Source organism: Streptomyces kanamyceticus (assembly GCF_008704495.1).
Classification (GTDB): Bacteria; Actinomycetota; Actinomycetes; order Streptomycetales; family Streptomycetaceae; genus Streptomyces; species Streptomyces kanamyceticus.
The window spans coordinates 6,492,326-6,512,172 of record NZ_CP023699.1 but is presented as its reverse complement, the minus strand read 5'-3'; the positions used below and the strand labels follow the sequence as shown (position 1 = coordinate 6,512,172).

General features: G+C 72.2%; 17 protein-coding genes. 5 read left to right on the top strand and 12 right to left on the bottom strand.

Annotated features, from left to right (window positions below; translation table 11 throughout):
- Positions 1-124 precede the first annotated feature (124 nt).
- Positions 125-547: a hypothetical protein gene (locus CP970_RS28070; protein WP_055543775.1), complete on the top strand. Its 423-nt coding sequence runs from the start codon at positions 125-127 to the stop codon at positions 545-547.
- An 84-nt stretch (positions 548-631) separates the two neighbouring features.
- Here CP970_RS28070 and CP970_RS28065 read toward each other — a convergent pair whose 3' ends face one another.
- Positions 632-883, bottom strand: coding sequence for a hypothetical protein (locus CP970_RS28065; RefSeq protein WP_055543776.1), 252 nt, complete (start codon positions 881-883; stop codon positions 632-634).
- 230 nt (positions 884-1,113) lie between these two features.
- Between CP970_RS28065 and CP970_RS28055 the strand changes: the two genes are divergently transcribed.
- Positions 1,114-1,455 carry a hypothetical protein gene (locus CP970_RS28055; protein WP_055543777.1) on the top strand — a complete coding sequence of 114 codons (342 nt, stop codon included), beginning with the start codon at positions 1,114-1,116 and terminating at the stop codon, positions 1,453-1,455.
- Between the two features lie 4 nt (positions 1,456-1,459).
- Here CP970_RS28055 and CP970_RS28050 read toward each other — a convergent pair whose 3' ends face one another.
- From CP970_RS28050 to iolC, 11 genes are all read right to left on the bottom strand, one after another.
- On the bottom strand, positions 1,460-3,046 hold the full coding sequence (locus tag CP970_RS28050; protein WP_055543778.1) for a vWA domain-containing protein: 1,587 nt from the start codon (positions 3,044-3,046) through the stop codon (positions 1,460-1,462).
- Positions 3,047-3,144: 98 nt separating this feature from the next.
- On the bottom strand, positions 3,145-4,206 hold the full coding sequence (locus CP970_RS28045; RefSeq protein ID WP_055543779.1) for a Clp protease N-terminal domain-containing protein: 1,062 nt from the start codon (positions 4,204-4,206) through the stop codon (positions 3,145-3,147).
- 128 nt (positions 4,207-4,334) lie between these two features.
- Positions 4,335-5,201, bottom strand: coding sequence for an ABC transporter permease (locus CP970_RS28040; protein ID WP_055543780.1), 867 nt, complete (start codon positions 5,199-5,201; stop codon positions 4,335-4,337).
- Positions 5,198-7,915: an alpha/beta fold hydrolase gene (locus tag CP970_RS28035; protein WP_055543796.1), complete on the bottom strand. Its 2,718-nt coding sequence runs from the start codon at positions 7,913-7,915 to the stop codon at positions 5,198-5,200. The genes CP970_RS28040 and CP970_RS28035 overlap by 4 nt, the downstream gene beginning before the upstream one ends.
- Before the next feature lie 140 nt (positions 7,916-8,055).
- A complete protein-coding gene (locus tag CP970_RS28030; protein WP_055543781.1) occupies positions 8,056-9,492 on the bottom strand; it encodes an APC family permease in 1,437 nt (478 codons plus the stop codon).
- A 386-nt stretch (positions 9,493-9,878) separates the two neighbouring features.
- Positions 9,879-10,223: a 5-carboxymethyl-2-hydroxymuconate Delta-isomerase gene (locus CP970_RS28025; RefSeq protein WP_055543782.1), complete on the bottom strand. Its 345-nt coding sequence runs from the start codon at positions 10,221-10,223 to the stop codon at positions 9,879-9,881.
- A gap of 135 nt (positions 10,224-10,358) precedes the next feature.
- Positions 10,359-11,870 (bottom strand): CoA-acylating methylmalonate-semialdehyde dehydrogenase, encoded by a 1,512-nt coding sequence (gene mmsA, locus CP970_RS28020; protein WP_055543783.1) that lies wholly within the window; start codon positions 11,868-11,870, stop codon positions 10,359-10,361.
- A 17-nt stretch (positions 11,871-11,887) separates the two neighbouring features.
- The gene (iolD, locus tag CP970_RS28015; RefSeq protein WP_055543784.1) at positions 11,888-13,786 is read right to left on the bottom strand and encodes a 3D-(3,5/4)-trihydroxycyclohexane-1,2-dione acylhydrolase (decyclizing); all 1,899 of its coding nucleotides are present in this window, start codon (positions 13,784-13,786) and stop codon (positions 11,888-11,890) included.
- Positions 13,783-14,589: a 5-deoxy-glucuronate isomerase gene (gene iolB, locus CP970_RS28010; RefSeq protein WP_055543785.1), complete on the bottom strand. Its 807-nt coding sequence runs from the start codon at positions 14,587-14,589 to the stop codon at positions 13,783-13,785. The genes iolD and iolB overlap by 4 nt, the downstream gene beginning before the upstream one ends.
- Before the next feature lie 29 nt (positions 14,590-14,618).
- Entirely contained in the window at positions 14,619-15,476 is an 858-nt protein-coding gene (locus CP970_RS28005; protein WP_420855544.1) for a Cgl0159 family (beta/alpha)8-fold protein, read from the bottom strand.
- A gap of 374 nt (positions 15,477-15,850) precedes the next feature.
- Positions 15,851-16,786 carry a 5-dehydro-2-deoxygluconokinase gene (gene iolC / locus CP970_RS28000; RefSeq protein WP_150494872.1) on the bottom strand — a complete coding sequence of 312 codons (936 nt, stop codon included), beginning with the start codon at positions 16,784-16,786 and terminating at the stop codon, positions 15,851-15,853.
- Between the two features lie 164 nt (positions 16,787-16,950).
- Here iolC and CP970_RS27995 point away from each other — a divergent pair, with 164 nt between their 5' ends.
- From CP970_RS27995 to CP970_RS27985, 3 genes are all read left to right on the top strand, one after another.
- Positions 16,951-17,850 (top strand): sugar phosphate isomerase/epimerase family protein, encoded by a 900-nt coding sequence (locus tag CP970_RS27995; RefSeq protein WP_055557145.1) that lies wholly within the window; start codon positions 16,951-16,953, stop codon positions 17,848-17,850.
- Positions 17,851-17,969: 119 nt separating this feature from the next.
- A complete protein-coding gene (locus CP970_RS27990; protein ID WP_055557149.1) occupies positions 17,970-18,839 on the top strand; it encodes a helix-turn-helix domain-containing protein in 870 nt (289 codons plus the stop codon).
- Positions 18,840-19,544: 705 nt separating this feature from the next.
- The gene (locus CP970_RS27985; protein ID WP_098242651.1) at positions 19,545-19,742 is read left to right on the top strand and encodes a helix-turn-helix transcriptional regulator; all 198 of its coding nucleotides are present in this window, start codon (positions 19,545-19,547) and stop codon (positions 19,740-19,742) included.
- Positions 19,743-19,847 lie beyond the last annotated feature (105 nt).

Genomic DNA, 19,847 nt, shown 5'->3' with positions numbered 1-19,847 from the left:
CTGACGGTGCATCCGGGTGGCGGACGGCGTCGGGCGGGCTGCCTTTGCGGGCCCGGCGGGATCGGCACAGACTCGATCTGTCCCTGGGTGTGAACCCAGCCCCCACGACCTTCCCGGAGGGTCCATGTCGCACGTCCGCAACCGGCTCGCCCGCACCCTGTCCGTCCTCGCCGTCGGCGCCGCCGCGGCGGCGCTCACCCCCGGGACCGCCGCCGCGGTCGACCGCCTGAGCATCGTCGAGGCCACCGCTGCGGGCGACCACGTCCGGGTGACCGTCCGCTATCGGTGCGAGGCGGAGCTGGGCACCGACACGCTGGCGGTCTCCCTCGCCGACACCCGCGAGGGCGGCGTCTACACCGCCACCGCCGCGCCGACCTGTGACGGCACGTGGCACCGGTCGGTCGTCTCCGCCGCGCGCGGCGCGGGCCCCGTGGCCGCGGCCGATGCCGACGCCGTCATCACCGCGAGCCTCGGCGTCGGCCCCGGCCCGTACGTGTTCTCCACCGCCGACGCCCGCGCCACCCTCACGCTGCGCGCCCCGGCCTGACGCGCCCGCCCCACCGCACGCACGAAGGCTCCCTGCCCGTCAGTTGTGGGCAGGGAGCCTTCGTCTGTGCCAGCTGTGTCAGCGTCAGGAACGCGAACCCGTGCTGTGGCCGGTCGCGCCGGAGGGGCCGGCCTGCTTCGTCGTGGTCAGGAAGTACGCCTTGCCGTCGGGGGTGAAGCCGCTGACGGTCTCCGTCCGCTGGCCGCCACTGCTGTTCGCCGAGTTCTGCGACTTCTCGTAGGCCGGGCCGTCGTTCGCGGACGCCATGCCGGCGGTTCCGATGACCAGCGGGGTGACGAGGGCACCGACGGCGACGTACTTGGCAATGCTGCGCATCTTGATGCGGTCCTTTCGAGGGTGTTCCGGCCGTGGCAGAAAGGCCCCTTTGACCAGGGCCCGGCGGAGTCGGCCGACCTCCGCCTGTTTTGACCCTGCACCCGCCGCGCGGACCACGCATCTTCATGACTCCGTACAGACCAACCCCCCACCGTCCGCACCCCGACGAATGGCGGGCGCACCGGGACGCCTGCACGCTGGCTGGATCTTCCCTCCGTGAAAGGAATCGCATGTCCCGTCGCCGTGCCCTCGCCGTGCTCACCCTTGCCACGCTCGCGTTGAGCCCCGTCGCCGCAGCGCGAGCGGATACCGCCCCGCTCGACACCCAGTCCTGCCGGATCACCGGACACACCGCCGATCAGGGGCCCTACATCACGGTCACGTCCATCCCGCACCCCATCACCGCACAGCGGTGCCGCGACCTCGGCGGGACCGTCACCTCCGCCATGGACGTCTACGTCGTCCCGCCGACCGAGGACACGGTGGTCGATGACACGCTGACCGATACCTCGCTGACCCAGGACGCCGACCTGGCCGTCGAGTCGGAGATTCCTCCGCTGATCGCGCCCTGAGGCCCTAGAGCTCCCGCCCTTCGAGACGGGCCGCCTGTTCGATCGCGGTGGTCAGTTCGCGGACCGGCTCGCGTTCGGCCGTGTCGCCCGGCAACTCATGAGCGCGCTGCGTCAGTTCCTCCAGTGAGGGCGTGCCGGGGAGCGGCCGCACACCCCGCGGCCGCGGGTAGTTCTCCGCACCGAAGCGCAGTCCGTCCGCGAAGTAGGCGGCGATGGCGCTGACTTGGAGTCCGCCGTCCGCCCGCCACAGGGATTCCTCCAGGTCGGCGGCCTCGATCCGGCCCGACTCCTCGTGCGGGGCGCGGCTCTCCGGGTCGAGCCAGCGCACGCTCGCCGTGGCGAGGTGTCCGTCGGCGCCGGGCTTGGCCCGTACCGCGTAGAGCGCCGTCACCGTGTGTCCCGGGCCGATCTCGCCGCCGTCCACGGAGTCGTCGCGGAAGTCCTCGTCGGCGACCCGGCGGTTGTCGTAGCCGATGAGGCGGAACCGCTCGACGGTCTCCGGGTCGAAGGCGACCTGCGCCTTCGCGTCCCTGGCCCGCAGTTCGACGTGGGCGGGGAGCTGCTCGCAGAAGACCTCGCGGGCGTCCTCGACGTCCGAGACGTAGGCGGTGTGGCCGTCGCCCTTGTCGGCGAGCCGCTCCATCAGGGCGTCGCCGTAGTCGCTGCCGACGCCGACCCCGAAGAGGGTGATGCCGTGCTCGCGGCGGGCGTCGGAGATCCGCTCCAGGATGGCGTCGGCGCTGGTCTCGCCCGTGTTGGCGAGGGCGTCGGAGAGCAGTACGACCCGGTTGGTCGCGCCCTTCTCCTTGCCGCGCACAGCCGTGTCGTAGCCGGTCGTGATGCCCGCTTCGAGGTTGGTGGACTGGGTGGGTTCGAGGCGGTCGACGGCCGAGTGCACCCGGGAGCGACTGCCGCCCGTGTCGCCGAGGCGGGTCATGGGCAGGACCGTCTCCGCGGTGTCGCTGAAGGTGACGAGTGCGATCGAGTCGTCGGGGCGCAACTGGTCGGTCATGATGCCGAGCGACTTCTTGACGAGGTCGAGGCGGCCCGGTTCCGCCATGGATCCGGACACGTCGATGACGAAGGTGAGGGCGGCGGGCGGCCGTTCGGACTCCTCGTCGGCGCCGCGCGTGGCGAGGCCGACGCGGACCAGGGACCAGCCGTTCTCGCCGATGCGGGCGCCGTCCACGCTCACCGAGAAGCCGTCGCCGTCCGGCCTGCGGTAGTCCTGCCGGAAGCTGTTGACGAATTCCTCGGGGCGGACCGTCGCCGGGTCGGGCAGCCGCCCCTCGGCGAGCGTGCGCCGCGCGAAGCCGTACGAGGCGGTGTCGACGTCCAGGGCGAAGGTGGAGAGGTAGTCGGGAGCGGGTGCGAACTCCCCCTTGTCTCGGTCCTGTTGCTCGCCTTCGTCCGGTGTGCCGCCCCCGGATTCGGGCGCCGCGGGCGCGGGGAGCGGTGCGGTGCCGCCGCCCCGGCTCTTGTCGTCGGCCGTGGCCTGGTTGTCGCCGCTCCCGCCGCTGCAACCGGTGAGCAGCAGGCCGCCCGCCAGCGCCGCGGCCAGCAGCCCGTGGCGTATCTTCCGGGTCCGCATCCGTCCCCCTCGCGTCGTCCGCTTCCGTGCCTGTGACTGTGACGTGAGGGGGGCTTCGAACGATCGCACCAGGACGTTGCGGAAGGGTCTCGATGCGGCTACGCGGCGGCCAGCGCGTCGACCAGTTGCCGGGCGCGCGTCTCCTCCGTCAGGAGGGCCTCGACCAGCGGGCCCGTGCCCGGGTCCTTGGTCTCGTCGGTCTTGGTCCCGTCGGTCTCGGTCTGGTCGATGTACCGCTCGACAGGCCGGGCATCGGGCGTCAGTCGAAGGCCCTCACCGGCGGTCAGGGCGCTGTGCGCCGAGGCGTAGTCGATGCCCAGGCGGGCCAGTCGCTCGCCGCCCGCGTACCGGGAGCCGGGTCCTGGGGCGCTCTCCCCCGCCAGGTGCGGGTACCGGAGCGCGACCTCGTGGGTGGCCAGGACCGCGAGCAGCACGTGCTCGGTGCCCACCGTGTCGCTGCCGAGACGGCGGGCCTGCTCGTAGGTCTCCATCCTGACCCACCAGGCGGGCCGCGCCGCCCAGTTGACCCCGCTGCGCTTGAGCAGCCAGCGCATCCAGAAGGGCGCCCGGCGGTAGTGGCTGTGACCGAGGAGGACGTCGCGGGTGGCGTGCAGCAGGGGGTCGAGGGCGTCCTCCTGGCTTCCGGCGCCGCGGTCGCTTCCGGTGCCGCCGTCGCTTCCGGTGCCGCCGTCGAGACGGGTGAGTACGGCCTGTGGGGAGATGCCGCACGCGCCCAGCACCTCCACCGCGCGGTTGTCGCCATCGAGGAGTCCCCGCAGCAGGTGCTCGGCGCCGAACTTCCCCGCGCCCTCTCGCCGGGCCCGTTCCATCGCGGCGGTCAGCGCCCCGGCCGCGGCGCCCGTGTAGCGGGTGCGCGCCTCGCCCTCCTCCCCCAGGACGTCCTTCTCGGTGACGGTTCCCTCCGCGCCGTCGCCGGCGCTCCATGCCTCGTCCCGGTCCGTCCTGTCCCGCAGCACCGCGAGGAGCGCGACCTTGGTCGCCCCTTCGGCCGCGAGCGCCTCGCGCGCCGCTCCCTTGGCCGTGGTGATTCCGGCCAGCAGGTGCTCGCTGCCGATGGGTCCTTCGCTGCCGGACCGCGCGCCGCGCGCGGCCCCCAGGATTCCCACGGTGTTCCAGTCGGGTGACGTGGTCGCTGCCATGCGGCCTTCCTCTTCTCACTGGTCCTGGGCAGCAGCCTTCCTGACCGGCGCGGGGACCGCATCACCCTGCGGAAGGAGCGCTTCCTGCACCCTGGGACAGAGGAGCCGACCCCACCCGGACGGCCTCCTCAACTCACCACGTCCTTGCGGGCGAATCCCTGGAAGGCCAGCGCGAAGAGCACCAGTGCGTACGTCACCGAGACCGCCGCGCCCTGGATCATGCCGCCCCACTCCATGCGCGGCTGGATGACGTCCGCCCAGGCGAACTGCCAGTGCGCGGGCAGGAAGTCGCGCCAGTGGCCGAGGGCGGTGACCGCGTCGAGCACGTTGCCCACGATGGTCAGGCCTACCGCGCCGCCGACCGCGCCGAGGGGTGCGTCGGTCTTGGTGGAGAGCCAGAACGCGAGCCCCGCGGTGACCAGTTGGGAGACGAAGACGTACGCGACGACGATCAGGAGGCGCTGGGCCGCCGTGCCCGCGGGGAGCACGCCGCCGGTCGGGATCTCCAGCGGCCCCCAGCCGTACGCCGCCGTGCCGACCAGGAGCGCGATCACCGGGAGCAGCACCATGGCGGCGGCGCTGAGCCCGAGCGCGACGGCGAGCTTGGACCAGAGCAGGCGGGCCCTCGGCACCGGCGCGGCGAGCAGATAGCGCAGGGACGACCAGCTCGCCTCGGAGGCGACGGTGTCGCCGCAGAACAGCGCGACGGGGATGACGAGCAGGAAGCCCGCGGAGACGAACAGACACGTCGCGGCGAAGTTCGCCCCGGACGCGGTGGCCGTGTCCATCAGGGTCACCCGGCCGTCGCGCGAGTCGGGCGAGCCGCCCGCGACCGCGAAGGCGATGACGAGCACGACCGGCAGGAGCGCCATGATGGCGCCCATCACCAGCGTGCGGCGGCGCTTGAGCTGGCGGACCGCCTCGACCCGCAGGGGCAGTGTGCGTCCGGCGCGGTAGCCGGGGGCGGTGTCCAGCAGTCCGGTGGGCGCGCTCACGCGGCACCGCCTCCGATCAGGGTCAGGAACGCGTCTTCGAGGCGGCGGTGCGGGCCCATGGACTCCACGGGCACTTCAAGGCGCACCAGTTCGGGAAGCAGCCGGGCGGCGCTCGCGCCTTCGGTGCCGTCGAGGCGGATCAGCAGCCCGTCGTCCGCGCGGGCCACGGAGACGACGCCGGGCAGCGCGGCGACCTTGTCGACCAGCGGGTCGGGGACCTCGGACGCGAGGCCGACGAAGAGCGTGTCTCCGGAGCCGACGATGTCGGCGACCCGGCCCGCCTGGACGAGGCGGCCGCGGTCCATGACCACCAGATGCGTACAGGACTGCTCGACCTCGGCGAGGAGGTGGCTGGAGACGATGACCGTGCGCCCGCCGCGCGCGTACCGGATCATGACCTCGCGCATCTCGCGGATCTGCGGCGGGTCGAGGCCGTTGGTCGGCTCGTCGAGGATCAGCAGGTCGGGCAGGCCGAGCATGGCCTGGGCGATGGCGAGGCGCTGGCGCATGCCCTGTGAGTACGTGCGTACGGCGCGGTCGATGGGGTCTCCCCTGTTCGAGCGTTTTCGAGAACTTGGGGAAGCGTTGCCGAGACCGGCGATCTCCAGTGCCTCGTCCAGGTGGGCGTCCTCGGTGGGGCGTCCGGTGGCCCGCCAGTACAGCTCCAGGTTCTCCCGGCCCGAGAGGTGCGGCAGGAAGCCCGCGCCCTCGACGAACGCGCCGACCCGGGAGAGGACGGGCGCGCCGGGCCTGATCGCCTGTCCGAAGACGCGGATCTCGCCCGCGTCGGGCCGGATCAGGCCCATCAGCATGCGCAGGGTCGTCGTCTTGCCCGCGCCGTTCGGTCCGAGGAGGCCGAGGACCTGGCCCTTCTCCACGGTGAAGGCGAGGTCCTTGACCGCGTACCGGTCGGTGGACTTCGCGTACCGCTTGCTCAGGTCCGTGATCTTCAGGGGTACTTCGGCGAGCTCGGGGTCGGGCGCGGGCGCCGTGGTCCGCCTGCGTCCGGCGACCAGGAGCAGGGCCGCGAGCACCGCTCCGGAGACCGGCAGCCACCACACCCAGGAGGGCAGCGGCGCGGCGGCGGTCTCCACGCCGGGCGCCGTCGGCACCATGAGGCCGCCCTTCAGGGAGGCGGTGTACGTGGCGGGCTCGGCCGGCGACGCGTAGCCCAGGTCGGTCGAGGCGAGGGCGAGGCGCAGCTTGTGGCCCCTCTGCACCTCGTGGTCGACGGCGGGCAGCGTCAGCTCGACGTCCTTGCCCTGCTTGGTGCCCTCGACCCGGATGGGGGCGACGAGTTGGGAGGGCAGCACCTGCTGCTTGCCGCCGGGCCCGATGTCGTACACCTTCGCGAAGAGCACCGTGTCCTCGCCGGAGGACTTCAGGTGGACCCGCACCGTGGGCGTTCCGGTGATGCGCAGGTCCTTGTCGAGCGTCTTGGAGTCGAACTTGGCGTACTGCCCGGGGAAGTCCAGGGAGACGCCGACGCCGAGCGAGGAGAGCTGGGAGAGGCCGCCGCCACCGAGGCCCGGCAGGGCGGAGATCGCGGGCGGGCTCGCGCCCGCGGGGTTGTCGAAGGTCTGCTCGCGGCCGCCGAGGGCCACCTCGCGCGGTCCACCGGTCAGGCCCGGGTAGCGGTCACCGCTCGCGCCGCGCAGGGTGGCCGCGCCGTCGGTGGAGTCGATGCCGCCGGTGCGCGTGACGCGGAAGGCGGGGCCGGTGTCGGCGCTCTTGTCGTCCTTCAGATAGCGGTCGAACCAGGAGCCGACGCGCTTCTCCACGCGGCCGCGTTCGCTGTCGCCGCCGTCGTGGCCGCCCGCGATCCAGTCGACGGACACGGGCGCGTGGTTGGCGCGGATCGCCTTGGCCATGGCGTCGGCGTGGCCGAGCGGGAAGAGGGAGTCGGTCTGGCCCTGCGCGATGTACGTGGGCACCTTGATGCGGTCGGCGACGGCGGACGGGCTGCGTCCGGCGAGCAGCTCGCGCGCCCGCGCGTCGGGCTTGCCCGCCTCGGCGACCCGGTCGTACATCTCGCACAGCCGCTTCTCGAACTGGTCGCAGCCGCCGCCGGTGTTGACGAAGATCCCGGCCCAGAGCTTCTTGAAGACGCCGTCGGGGAACAGCGCGTCCGCGAGGTTCCAGTAGGTGATCTGCGGGGCGATGGCGTCCACCCGGCGGTCGTGTCCGGCGGCGAGGAGCGAGACCGCGCCGCCGTACGAGGCGCCGGTGACGCCCACGCGCGGATCGCCCTTCCCGTCCAGCTGGATCTCGGGCCGCTTCGCCAGCCAGTCGATCAGCCGGGACACGTCGGCGACCTCGCCCTCGGGGTCGTTCAGCCCGATCTTCCCGGTGGACCTGCCGAAGCCGCGCGCGGACCACGTCAGGACGGCATAGCCCTCGCGGGCCAGGTCCTCCGCCTGCTCGCGCACGTCGGCCTTGCTGCCGCCGAAGCCGTGGCCGATGAGGACGGCGGGGCGCTTGGCGGTGGTGTCGCCCGCCGTGAAGTACGAGGTGTCGATGCGGACGCCGCCCCGGCCGCCGTCGGTGTCGATCATCAGGTCCGAGCGGTGCACGGCGGGGTCCTCGTCCGAGGCGACCGCCGTCCACGTGCCCACACCGGCGAGCACCGCGACGGCGGCCGCCGCGGCGAGCAGCCTGCGCCTGCCGTGCCGTGCGAGGGGCCTGAGCCTGGCCCTGGGCAGTCGTAGATCCATGTCGTCAACCGTACGGGCGGTGACTGACATCCGGGGCAGCCGTCGGTCTGAACCCCCGTGCCTCCCGCGGGAGTAGTCCCAGCGCCCCGCGTACCGCGCTCGTGGTACGCGCTCGTCCGCAAGCGCCGGACGGGCTGGATTCAGCCCAGCTCCTCCTCCGGAATGCTCACCAGCCACCGCGTCTCCCGCCTCGGCCGCAGGTACAGCGCCCAGTACAGGGTGGCCGCCAGCACGATTCCGCCGGTCCACAGGAGGTACGGGACTTCCTGTTGGCTCAGGATGTACGCGAGTACGGCGATGAGCACCACCGGCACCGCGGGCCACAGCGGCATGCGCCAGGCGGAGCGTTCGCCGTGCGAGCCGCGTCGGGCGAGGAGTGCGGCGACGGCCACCAGGAGGTACATGCCGGTCACCGAGACACCGGTCACTCCGTAGAGCGTGTCCAGGTTGACGAAGCAGAGGACGGCTCCGGGGACGCCCACCAGGAGCGTGGCCACCCAGGGCGCGCCGGTCCCGCCGAGCCGCGCGAGCGCCTTGTTGACCGGCGCGGGCCACGCCTTGTCGCGGGCGGACGCGAACAGGACGCGGGAGTTCTGGATGACCATGACGATGCCCGCGTTGATGATCGCGAGGGCCACGCAGAGGCTGACGAACGTGCCGACCGCCGAGTTGGACCAGGCCGTCACCATGCCGCTGATGTCGCCCTCGGTCAGCGCCGTCAGGCTCTGAGCGCCCATGGTGATCGCGATCACCGGGACCAGGATGATCACCGAGGAGATGGCGAGCGTGGTGAGGACGGTGCGCGCGACGTTGCGGCGCGGGTTCTCCAGCTCTTCGGAGAGGTAGACCGCCGTCGAGAAGCCCTGCGTGACGAAGAGCGCGATGGCGAGGCCGGAGACGATCAGCATGGCGGTGACGGTGTCGACCCCGCCGGAGCCTCCGGAGCCCGGTCCCGACGCCACCGTCAGGTCCACCAGGCTGCCCGGGCCCCGCTCGGCGTGCGCGAAGCCGAGTACGGCGACCACTCCGGCCGCGATGACTTCCAGGACCAGGAAGACGCCGGTGATCCAGGCGTTGGCGCGCAGGTCGAGCAGGCCCGCGAGGGTGGCGAGGATCATGACGCCCGCGCCCGCGTAGGACGGGTCGAGGTGGATGACGGGGGCGAGGTAGTCGGCCGTGCCCATCGCGATGACGGGCGGGACGATCATCACGACGAGCAGGGAGAGGACGAAGACCAGCCAGCCCGCCAGGCGCCCCGCCATCGTCGAGACCATCGCGTACTCGCCGCCCGCGCTGGGGATCAGCGTGCCGAGCTCCGAGTAGCAGAACGCGACGCCGACGCAGAGCAGCGAGCCGATGGCGATGGTGAGCGCGGTGGCGGTGCCGAGCGAGGAGAAGAGGTCGGGCACGACCACGAAGAGCGTGGAGGCGGGCGTCACGCAGGACAGCGTGAGGAGGGTGCCTCCCACGACGCCGATGGAACGCTTGAGCTTCTGGGGGCCACCCGGATCGGCCGGTGCCGCCGAGGAGGGGGCCTCGGTGACGGCGGGCGTGGGCGGGCGAAGCGTATCGGTCATGAAGCGCGGTTCCGATCGACTCGTGCGGCAGGTGCTGCGGCGGGAGCGCTATCGCCTCCGAAGGCTGTTGAGCGGTGTGTTCCAGTGACTCCCGGCGCGTCATCGAACCCCGGCGGTATCCGGAACGTCAACGGTCATTTGCCTACGGAATCCGCAGCGGCCCACATGCCCAAGTCGCCTGGCTTTCCCAAGAGTTTGCCCCCTGGTGTTGCAATGGGCATGCGAACACCGAAGATGACCTTGGCTTTACAGGCACGTGAACGCAGAAGCATTAGCTGCCCGAATTGCACCCTGTGCACGGGAACCGCAAAGGAGTCGTTAAAAAAGAAACGGCACCGTCCGGAATTCGGACGGTGCCCTCGCACACTCGGTGACGACCGTATGACTCAGTGCGTCGGATGCAGCCGGTAGGACGGGTCCAGGTCGCGGACCTCCACCGAGTACGTCGCGCCCTCGACGCCCGACAGATGCTTGCCGAGCAGCGCCAGCACGTCCTCGGAGAGCCTCGCCTTCGCCCCGCCCGTACGGCCCGCGAGCAGGCCCACCGTGACGTGTACGAAGGGGGCGCCCGGCGCCCCGTCCACGAAGGCCGCCGAGGGGCGGCAGAACGTCTTGCCGACCCCCACCGAGTCCACCCGCTCCACGACCAGCGGATGCAGCTCCGCCACCAGGGCGGGCAGATCCAGGACGCCGGACAGGGTGTCGGCGTAGTCGATGTCGATGTGCGGCATGCTCACGGCCTCTCATGTAGTGCACACGCATCGTAGAACGGTGAACCAACGGCAGAGCCCCCGGCCGGGGTGGCCGGGGGCTCTGGAGCCGGTGAGGGGGGTGCGGCTCAGTGGTTGCGACTCAGTGGTTGCGACTCAGTGGTTGCGCGGGAAGCCCAGGTCCACCCCGGCCGGCGCGTCCGACGGGTCGGGCCAGCGCGTGGTGACGACCTTGCCGCGGGTGTAGAAGTGCGTGCCGTCGTTGCCGTAGATGTGGTGGTCGCCGAAGAGCGAGTCCTTCCAGCCACCGAAGGAGTGGTAGCCCACCGGCACCGGGATCGGCACGTTCACGCCGACCATGCCCGCCTCGATCTCCAGCTGGAAGCGGCGGGCCGCGCCGCCGTCCCGGGTGAAGATGGCCGTGCCGTTGCCGAACGGCGAGGCGTTCATCAGCGCCACGCCCTCTTCGTAGGTGTCCACGCGCAGGACGCACAGCACCGGGCCGAAGATCTCGTCCTTGTACGCGTCCGCCGTCACCGGCACCCGGTCGAGCAGCGAGAGCCCGATCCAGTGGCCGTTCTCGTGGCCCTCGACGGTGTAGCCGGTGCCGTCCAGGACGACCTCGGCGCCCTGGGCCGCCGCGCCCGTGACGTACGAGGCGACCTTGTCGCGGTGGGCGGCCGTGATCAGCGGGCCCATCTCGGAGGCCGGGTCGTTGCCGGGGCCGATCTTGATCTTCTCGGCGCGCTCCTTGATCTTGGCGACGAGCTCGTCGGCGACCGCGCCGACGGCGACCACGGCAGAGATGGCCATGCAGCGCTCGCCCGCCGAGCCGTAGGCGGCCGAGACCGCGGCGTCGGCGGCCGCGTCCAGGTCGGCGTCCGGCAGGACCAGCATGTGGTTCTTGGCGCCGCCGAGGGCCTGCACGCGCTTGCCGTTGGCGGAGGCGGTGGTGTGGATGTACCGGGCGATGGGCGTCGAGCCGACGAAGGAGACGGCCGAGACGTCCGGGTGCTCCAACAGCCGGTCCACGGCGACCTTGTCACCGTGCACGACGTTGAAGACGCCGTCGGGCAGACCGGCCTCGCTCAGCAGCTCCGCGATCTTCATCGACGCCGACGGGTCCTTCTCCGACGGCTTCAGGACGAAGGTGTTGCCGCACGCGATGGCCAGCGGGAACATCCACATCGGCACCATGGCGGGGAAGTTGAACGGCGTGATGCCCGCGACGACGCCGAGCGGCTGGCGGATGGACGACACGTCCACGCGGCTCGCCACCTCCGTCGACAGCTCGCCCTTCAGCTGCACGGTGATGCCGCAGGCCAGGTCGACGATCTCCAGACCGCGGGCGACCTCGCCGAGCGCGTCCGAGTGCACCTTGCCGTGCTCGGCGACGATCAGCTCGGCGATCGCGTCGCGGTTGGCGTCCAGCAGGGCGCGGAACTTGAAGAGGATCGTGGTGCGCTTGGCGAGCGAGGAGGTGCCCCACGTCGCGAAGGCCTCGCGGGCGGCGGCGACGGCCGCGTCCACCTCGCCCACCGACGCGAAGGCGACCTGCGTCGTGACGGCGCCGGTCGCCGGATCGGTGACCGGGCCGAACGTTCCGGACGCGCCCGCAGCCCCTTCGACGGACTTTCCACCGATCCAGTGATTGACGGTCTTCGTCATGACAAGCATCCCTACTCTCACAGGTGGCGGCGTCGGGCAGTGACGTGCCGGTCGTACTCTTCCCTGGCCTTGACCGCCGACACGCGGGTCGCGGTCTCGGCCACGGGCACATCCCACCACGCCTGTGCCGGGGGCGGGCCCGACACTGTGTCTGCCGTTTCCGTCTCCACATAGACACATGTGGGACGGTCTGCCCCGCGCGCTTCGCGCAGCGCCTCGCGCAGGTCACGGATGGTCTTGGCGCGCAGGACCCACATGCCGAGTGAGGCCGCGTTGGCGGCGAGATCGACGGGCAGGGCGTCCCCCGTGTACGTCCCGTCGGGCGCGCGGAAGCGGTAGTCGGTGCCGAAGCGCTCGCCGCCCACGGACTCCGAGAGCCCGCCGATGGAGGCGTAGCCGTGGTTCTGCAGGATGACGACCTTGATCGGGATGTTCTCCTGGACGGCCGTGACGAGCTCCGTCGGGTTCATCAGGTACGTGCCGTCGCCGACGAGGGCCCACACGGGCCGCCCCGGCGCGGCGAGCGCGACGCCGATCGCCGCCGGGATCTCGTATCCCATGCAGGAGTAGCCGTACTCGACGTGGTACTGCCGTGCCGAGCGCGCCCGCCACAGCTTGTGCAGGTCGCCGGGGAGCGAGCCCGCCGCGTTGATGATCACGTCCTCGTCGGTGACCAACTCGTCGAGCAGACCGAGCACTTGGGGCTGGGTCGGGCGCACGTCCGGCTCGTCCGTCGCGTACGCGGCGTCGACGCGCTGCTCCCAGCGCCCCTTGTCGCCCGTGTACTCCGCGATGTAGCCGGGCTCGACGCGGTGGCCGCGCAGCGTGCCCGTGAGCGCCTGGAGCCCGGCCCGCGCGTCCGCGATCAGGGTGGCGCCCGCCAGCTTGTGGCCGTCGAAGGGCGCGATGTTGAGGTTGAGGAAACGCACCCCAGGACGCTCGAAGAGGGTGCCCGACGCGGTGGTGAAGTCGCTGTAGCGGGTACCGACGCCGATCACCAGGTCGGCGGCGCGGGCCAGTTCGTCGGCGGTCGCCGTGCCGGTGTGACCGACGCCGCCGACGTCCGCGGGGTGGTCGAAGCGCAGCGAGCCCTTGCCCGCCTGGGTGGAGGCCACGGGGATCCCGGTCGCGTCGACGAGCTCCCGCAGGGCGTCCTCGGCCGCGCTGTGGTGCACTCCGCCGCCCGCGATGATCAGCGGCCTGCGCGCCTCGCGCACCGCCCGTACGGCGTCGGCCAGTTCCCGCGGGTCGGGCACGGGCCTGCGCACGGTCCAGGTCCGCTCGGCGAAGAACTCCTCCGGCCAGTCGTACGCCTCCGCCTGGACGTCCTGCGGCAGCGCGAGCGTGACGGCGCCGGTCTCCGCGGGGTCGGTGAGCACGCGAAGCGCGGCGAGCGCGGCGGGGATCAGCGCCTCGGGGCGGGTCACGCGGTCGAAGTAGCGCGACACCGGGCGCAGGCAGTCGTTGACCGACACGTCGCCCGCGTACGGCACTTCGAGCTGCTGGAGCACCGGGTCCGCGGGCCGGGCCGCGAAGGTGTCGCCGGGCAGCAGCAGGACGGGCAGCCGGTTGACGGTGGCGAGCGCGGCGCCGGTGACGAGGTTGGTGGCACCGGGGCCGATGGAGGTGGTGACCGCGTGGGTGGACAGGCGCCCGGACTGCCGGGCGTATCCGACGGCGGCGTGCACCATGGCCTGTTCGTTGCGCCCCTGGTGGAACGGCATCTCGTCGGCGTGCTCCACGAGCGCCTGCCCGATGCCCGCCACGTTGCCGTGCCCGAAGATGCCCCAGGTCGCGCCGATCAGCCGCTGCCTGGTGCCGTCGCGCTCGGTGTACTGACGCGACAGGAAGCGCACGAGCGCCTGCGCGGTGGTCAGCCTGACGGTCCTCGCGGAGCCCTTGGGGGTTGCCGTCATCGATATCCCTCCGTGTGATCGGGGTGGAAGCAGATCCGCCACTCCCTCTCCTCACCGGGTCCCGCCATCACGTTCAGGTAGTACATCGGGTGACCCGGCTGGGCGATGGAGGGCCCGTGCCAGCCGTCGGGCACCAGGACCGCGTCGCCGGAGCGGACCTCGGCGAGGACGTCGGTGCCGCCTTCGCGGGACGGGAACACCCGCTGGTACCCGAAGCCGCCCGCCCCCTCGATCTCGAAGTAGTAGATCTCTTCGAGCTCGGCCTCGACGCCGGGGCGGTGCTCGTCGTGCTTGTGCGGCGGGTACGAGGACCAGTTGCCGCCCGGCGTGACGACCTCGACGGCGATGAGCCGGTCGCAGTCGAAGGCGTCCGCGGACGCGAAGTTGCGCACCTCGCGGGCGCAGCCGCCGCTGCCGCGGCTCTCCACTGGTACCTCCGGCGCGGAGCCGTAGCGGGCGGGGAGTCGACGCTCGCACTTCGCTCCTGCCAGGGCGAAGCGGCCTCCCGCGCCGGAGGCGATCTGGATCTGGGCATCGCGGGGGAGGTAGGCGAAGTCGCTGACTCCGCTGAACACGCTCTCCCGGCCCAGCAGTTCGATGATCTCGTCTTCCGCCCGCACCGTACAGCCGCCGGTCAGCGGCAACACGATCCATTCACTCTCACCGGTGGCGAAGGAGTGCGTCCCGCCGGGCCCGAGCTCCAGGATCCGCAGCCGCGAGTAGGCCAGGGCGGCGGCCCGCTCGGGATCGATGTCGAGGGCGTACGGCCCTGCGGCGGCACTCCCCTTCGGTACGTACGTCATGCGGACCTCACTTGACCCTTCCTACCCGGCTAGAGCAGACCTACGGCGGTGTCGACCGCCCCCGCCACGTCCCCGTCGGGCGGGTAGAGCAGGGACCTGCCCGCGACGAGTCCCCGCACGGTGGGCAGTTGCAGGGCGCCGCGCCACTTCTCGTACGCGGCGTCCTGATCATCCCCAATGTCCCCGCCGAGCAGCACGGCGGGGAGCGTCGAGGTCTCCATGACGTGGGCCATGTCGTCGGGGTTCTCGGTGACGGGGACCTTCAGCCAGGTGTACGCCGATGTGCCGGCCAGGCCGGAGGCGATGGCGATCGACGTGGTGACGGCGGACGCGCTCAGGTCGTTGCGGACGGGGCCCGCGCCGCCCTCGCCCCGCCGGGACATGAACGGCTCCACGAAGACCGGGAGCCGACGCTCCGCCATCGCGTCGACGGCGCGCGCGGCGGAGTGCAGCGTGGTCAGTGACCCCGGGTCGGCGTAGTCGACGCGGAGCAGCAGCTTGCCCGCGTCGAACCCGAGCCGTTCGATGTCCTCGGCCCGGTACCCCGTGAACCGGTCGTCCAGCTCGAAGGAGGCCCCCGCGAGCCCCCCGCGGTTCATCGACCCCATGACGACCTTGCCGTCGAGGGCCCCGAGCAGCAGCAGATCCTCAAGGATGTCGGCCGTCGCGAGCACACCGTCGACCCCGGGCCTGCCGAGCGCGAGACAGAGCCGCTCCAGCAGATCCCCCCGATTGGCCATGGCCAACGGATCCGCCCCGACCCCGAGGGAGCCCCGAGCCGGATGATCAGCAGCAACGATCATCAACCGCCCCCGCTCCCCCACAAGCCCCCGCCGCGCCCGCCGGGCGGCGGCTTCAAGGATGGCTTCGGGGTGACGGGCACGGATCTTGGAGAGCGCACCGACGTCGACGGCGGGGGCGTGCGGCGCACGAGAAGGACTCAGCCCCTCCGCGACACGGGGAGCAGGGCCAGAATTCCGCCCCTCCGCCGCACGGGAAGCGAGGCCAGAATTCCGCCCCTCCGCCACACGGGGAGCGAGGTCAAAATCCAGCCCCTCCGCCACACGAGAAGCAGGGCCAAAATCCAGCCCCTCCGCCGCACGGGAAGCGAGGCCAGAATTCCGCCCCTCCGACGCACGGGGAGCAGGGCCAGAATTCAGCCCCTCCGGCGCACGGGGAGCAGGGCCAGAATTCAGCCCCTCCGGCGTTTGAGGAGCGGGGTCTGGGGCGGAGCCCCAGGAGCCACGTCGCCGACCAGCCGTCACGCCACCACCCCCGCATCCACCACCAAGGCGACCTCGCCAGCAAAAGGCATGGCGGACGAACACTCCAACCGCGAAGCGACAATCGCCCCCGCCGCGTTGGCGTACCGCATCACCCGCTCCAGCTCCCACCCCGCGAGCAGCCCATGGCACAACGCCCCGCCGAAGGCGTCCCCCGCCCCGAGCCCGTTGAGGACCTTGACCGGCAGCGGCGCCACCCGCACGGACTCCCCCGCGCGGTTCATCGCGAGGACTCCCCCGGGCCCCTGCTTCACGACGGCCAGTTCGACCCCCGCGTCGAGCAACGCCCGCGCCGCGGCGACAGGTTCCCGCTCCCCCGTGGCGATCTCGACCTCGTCGAGGTTGCCGACGGCGACAGTGGCATGCGCGAGCGCGGCGGCATAGTGCCCCCGCGCCTCGGCGGGATCGCCGGGATCGGCCCAGAACATGGGCCGCCAGTCGAGGTCGAAGACAGTGATCCCGCCCGACCGCGCCGCGAGCCCCGCCAGCGTCGCGGAGCGGCTCGGCTCCGCGCACAGCCCCGTCCCCGTCATCCAGAAGATCCGCGCCGCCGCGATCGCGTCGAGGTCGAGCTCGTCCTCGTGGATCTCCAGGTCGGGCGCCTTCGGCAGCCGGTAGAAGTACAGCGGGAAGTCGTCCGGCGGGAAGACCTCGCAGAACGTCACCGGCGTGGGCAGCCCCGCGACCCCGCTCACCCAGCGGTCGTCGACGCCGAACTCCCGCAGCGCCTTGTGCAGATAGGCCCCGAAGGGGTCCTCGCCGGTGCGGGTGACGACGGCGACGCGGCGCCCGAGCCTGGCCGCGGCCACCGCGACGTTGCTCGCCGAGCCGCCGAGGAACTTGCCGAACGTACTGACCTCGGCGAGCGGCACCCCGGCCTGCAGCGGATAGAGGTCGACGCCGATCCGGCCCATGGTGATGACGTCGTACGGATCGGTCACCCTGCACGTCCCCTCGTCGGGCCGGTCGCTCGTGTGCCCCCAAGGTCTAATCCCGCCCCGGGGACCCTGTCAACATTTTGTCCTTACATTCGGACCAGTCCTTGACACCTTTCTCCGGCGGCCGGGAGGCTTTCGGCATGACGACGCTGTCACGCATCCGCATCGGTTCGGCTCCCGACTCGTGGGGAGTGTGGTTCCCGGAGGATCCCCGGCAGGTGCCCTGGCGCCGCTTCCTCGACGAAGTCGCCGATTCCGGATACGAGTGGATCGAGCTCGGCCCGTACGGCTATCTGCCCACCGACCCCGCCGTACTGACCGAGGAGACGGCCCGCCGCGGCCTCAAGGTCTCCGCGGGGACGGTCTTCACGGGGCTGCACCACGGCCCCGCCGTCTGGGAGAAGACGTGGGCGCACGTCGCGGACAACGCCGCGCTCGCGCAGGCCATGGGCGCCGAGCACCTGGTGGTCATCCCGTCCTTCTGGCGCGACGACAAGACCGGCGAGGTCCTGGAGGACCGGGTCCTCACCCCCGCGCAATGGCGTGAACTGACCACCCAGACCGAGCGCCTGGCCCACGAGGTGCGCGAGCGGTACGGGCTGCGCGTCGTGGTCCACCCGCACGCGGACACACACATCGACAGCGAGGCGAACGTCACCCGCTTCCTCGACGCCACCGACCCCGACCTCGTCTCGCTCTGCCTGGACACCGGCCACTACGCGTACTGCGGCGGCGACAGCGTCAAGCTCATCGAGACGTACGGCGAACGCATCGGCTATCTGCACCTCAAGCAGGTCGATCCGGCGGTCCTCGCCGAAGTGCGGGCCGACGCGGTGCCGTTCGGGCCCGCGGTGGCGCGCGGCGTGATGTGCGAACCGCCCGCTGGGGTGCCCGCCCTTGAGCCCGTGCTCGCCGCCGCGCAGGGCCTGGGCGTCGAGCTCTTCGCCATCGTGGAGCAGGACATGTACCCGTGCGAGCCCGAGCGGCCGCTGCCGATCGCGCGCCGCACCCGCTCCTTCCTCCGGTCGTGCGGCGCCTAGGGGCCCCGGCAGTCCCTGAGCCCCTCCGCGGGCCCGACGGGCAGTGGGAGGTCGCCCTCGCGCGCCCGCACCCCCGGCTGCGGCCCGGCGTCCACAGCTACCGCGGCTTCCGGCTCGCGATGGACGGGCCCCGGCGCCGCCTGGAGGTGCCGATCGGCGCGGTGACGCTGCTGCTCGGATTCGCCGGGCCCGTACGGATATCCGGGCTCGAGGGACCGGGGCGCACCGGGTCCGTACGGGCGCCGGTGTCCCTCGTCTCGGTGCTCTCCGGGCTCGGCACCACGCCGGTGCTCGGCGAGCACGAGGGGCGGCTCGCGGGCATCGAGGTCCTGCTCAGCCCGTGGGCCGCGTTCACCCTCTTCGGCACCGCGCTGCACGAGCTGGCCGACCTGACGCTCGACCCCGACGCGCTCGGCGTCCGCCCTGGCCCCGGACGCTGGGACAGCGTCGCCGAACTCGCCGACGCGCTCGGCGCGCTGCCCTCCTGGCCCGCCCGGTTCGCCCTCCTGGACGACGCGTTCACCCGCTGGTCCACGGCGGGCCCGCCGTCGTCGGCGCGGACGGTGCGGGCGTGGGGCGAGCTGGTGCGCAGCCGGGGCGCGGCGCCCGTCGCGTACCTCGCCGATGAAGTCGGCTGGAGCGTACGCCAGCTGGAGAACCGCTTCCGGGAGCAGATCGGCATCGGCCCCAAGGCGGCGAGCCGGGTCCTGCGCCTGCAGCGGGCCCGCAGGATGCTGGCGGCCGGGCGCAGCCAGGCGGAGACCGCGGCGGTCTGCGGCTTCTACGACCAGGCGCACCTGAGCGGCGAGTTCAGGGCGATGACGGGGTGTACGCCGCGGCAGTTCGAGGCGGCGCGGCAGACCTCGCCCGTCGCCTGGAGCGGGCCGCCGACCGCCGACCGGGTCGACGGGGAGCCGACCAGCCTGGTACTGCCTGCCGGGTCCGGGGCACGGAGTGCGCTTTTCTCCAAGACCGGCGGGCGCCGCTGAGGGCACGCTGTGGCCCTTGAGCCAACGGGCGACGGGGACCCGCTTGCCTCCCGTGCCGGGAGCCGGGGGGTCGCGGGAAGCCGGTGGGCCGGGCCCGGCGCAGCGGGCCCGGCCCATGCGGGGCGCTCTTTCCGGGTTTCCTGTGCCGCCGCTGCGCGGCGGGGGGCTTCGGGGGGGGCTCACCTCGCTCCCCCCTCGCCAGGGATGGGCACTCCAGACGCCGCTGCGCGGCCCATTCCCCACCCGCCCACCCAAGCCGCGTAGAAGCCACAAGCCGCCCCCGAGACCCACGCCATTGCGAAGGACCCCCGCCGCACCGGGGCCCGAACCGTAACAGGGGCCCCCGCCGCTCCAGAGGTCCGTAAGCCACCCCGGGGAGCCACGCCGCACCGGGACCCGCGCCCCGCCGAGGAGCCCGCGCCGCAGGCAAGCACCGCACCCGCCCCCGCCACCCGCGGTGAACACGCGCCTCTTGCGCGCCGGAGCAACGCGCTCCTGTCATGCGTCGCTTACGTCACAAACACTCTCTTCCTGTCACACATGTCTCGTATACGCGGGTCTTCCGTCACAGGCGGTCGACAGGGGCTCTCCCACTGTCACTCTGCGTCGTTCACCGGGCACAGGCTGAGTGATCGCCGCGCGCAGCGCCCAGCTCCCCCGTCGGCCTTTCCGGCCGCCCTGGGTGCGCGCAGGGAGGTGCCACCGATGACCGACCGCAGGCTTTGGTCGTACAAGGAGATCGCCGCGCACATCCGGGTGCAGCCCGACACCGTGCGCTCCTACCGCAAGCACGGACTGCTGCCCGAGCCCGATCACGTGGAGAGCGGCAAGCCCTACTGGTACGCGGACTCCATCCGCGCCTGGGTCGCCGCCCGCCCGGGCAACCGGGGGCGCAGGGACTGACGCCGCGCGTCCCGCACCTCTTTGAGAAATACCCCCTAGGGGTATAGTGTGACGAGTGTCAGGAGGTCCCCGGGACCCCGGGGTCCCCTCCTGTACCTGCACGTT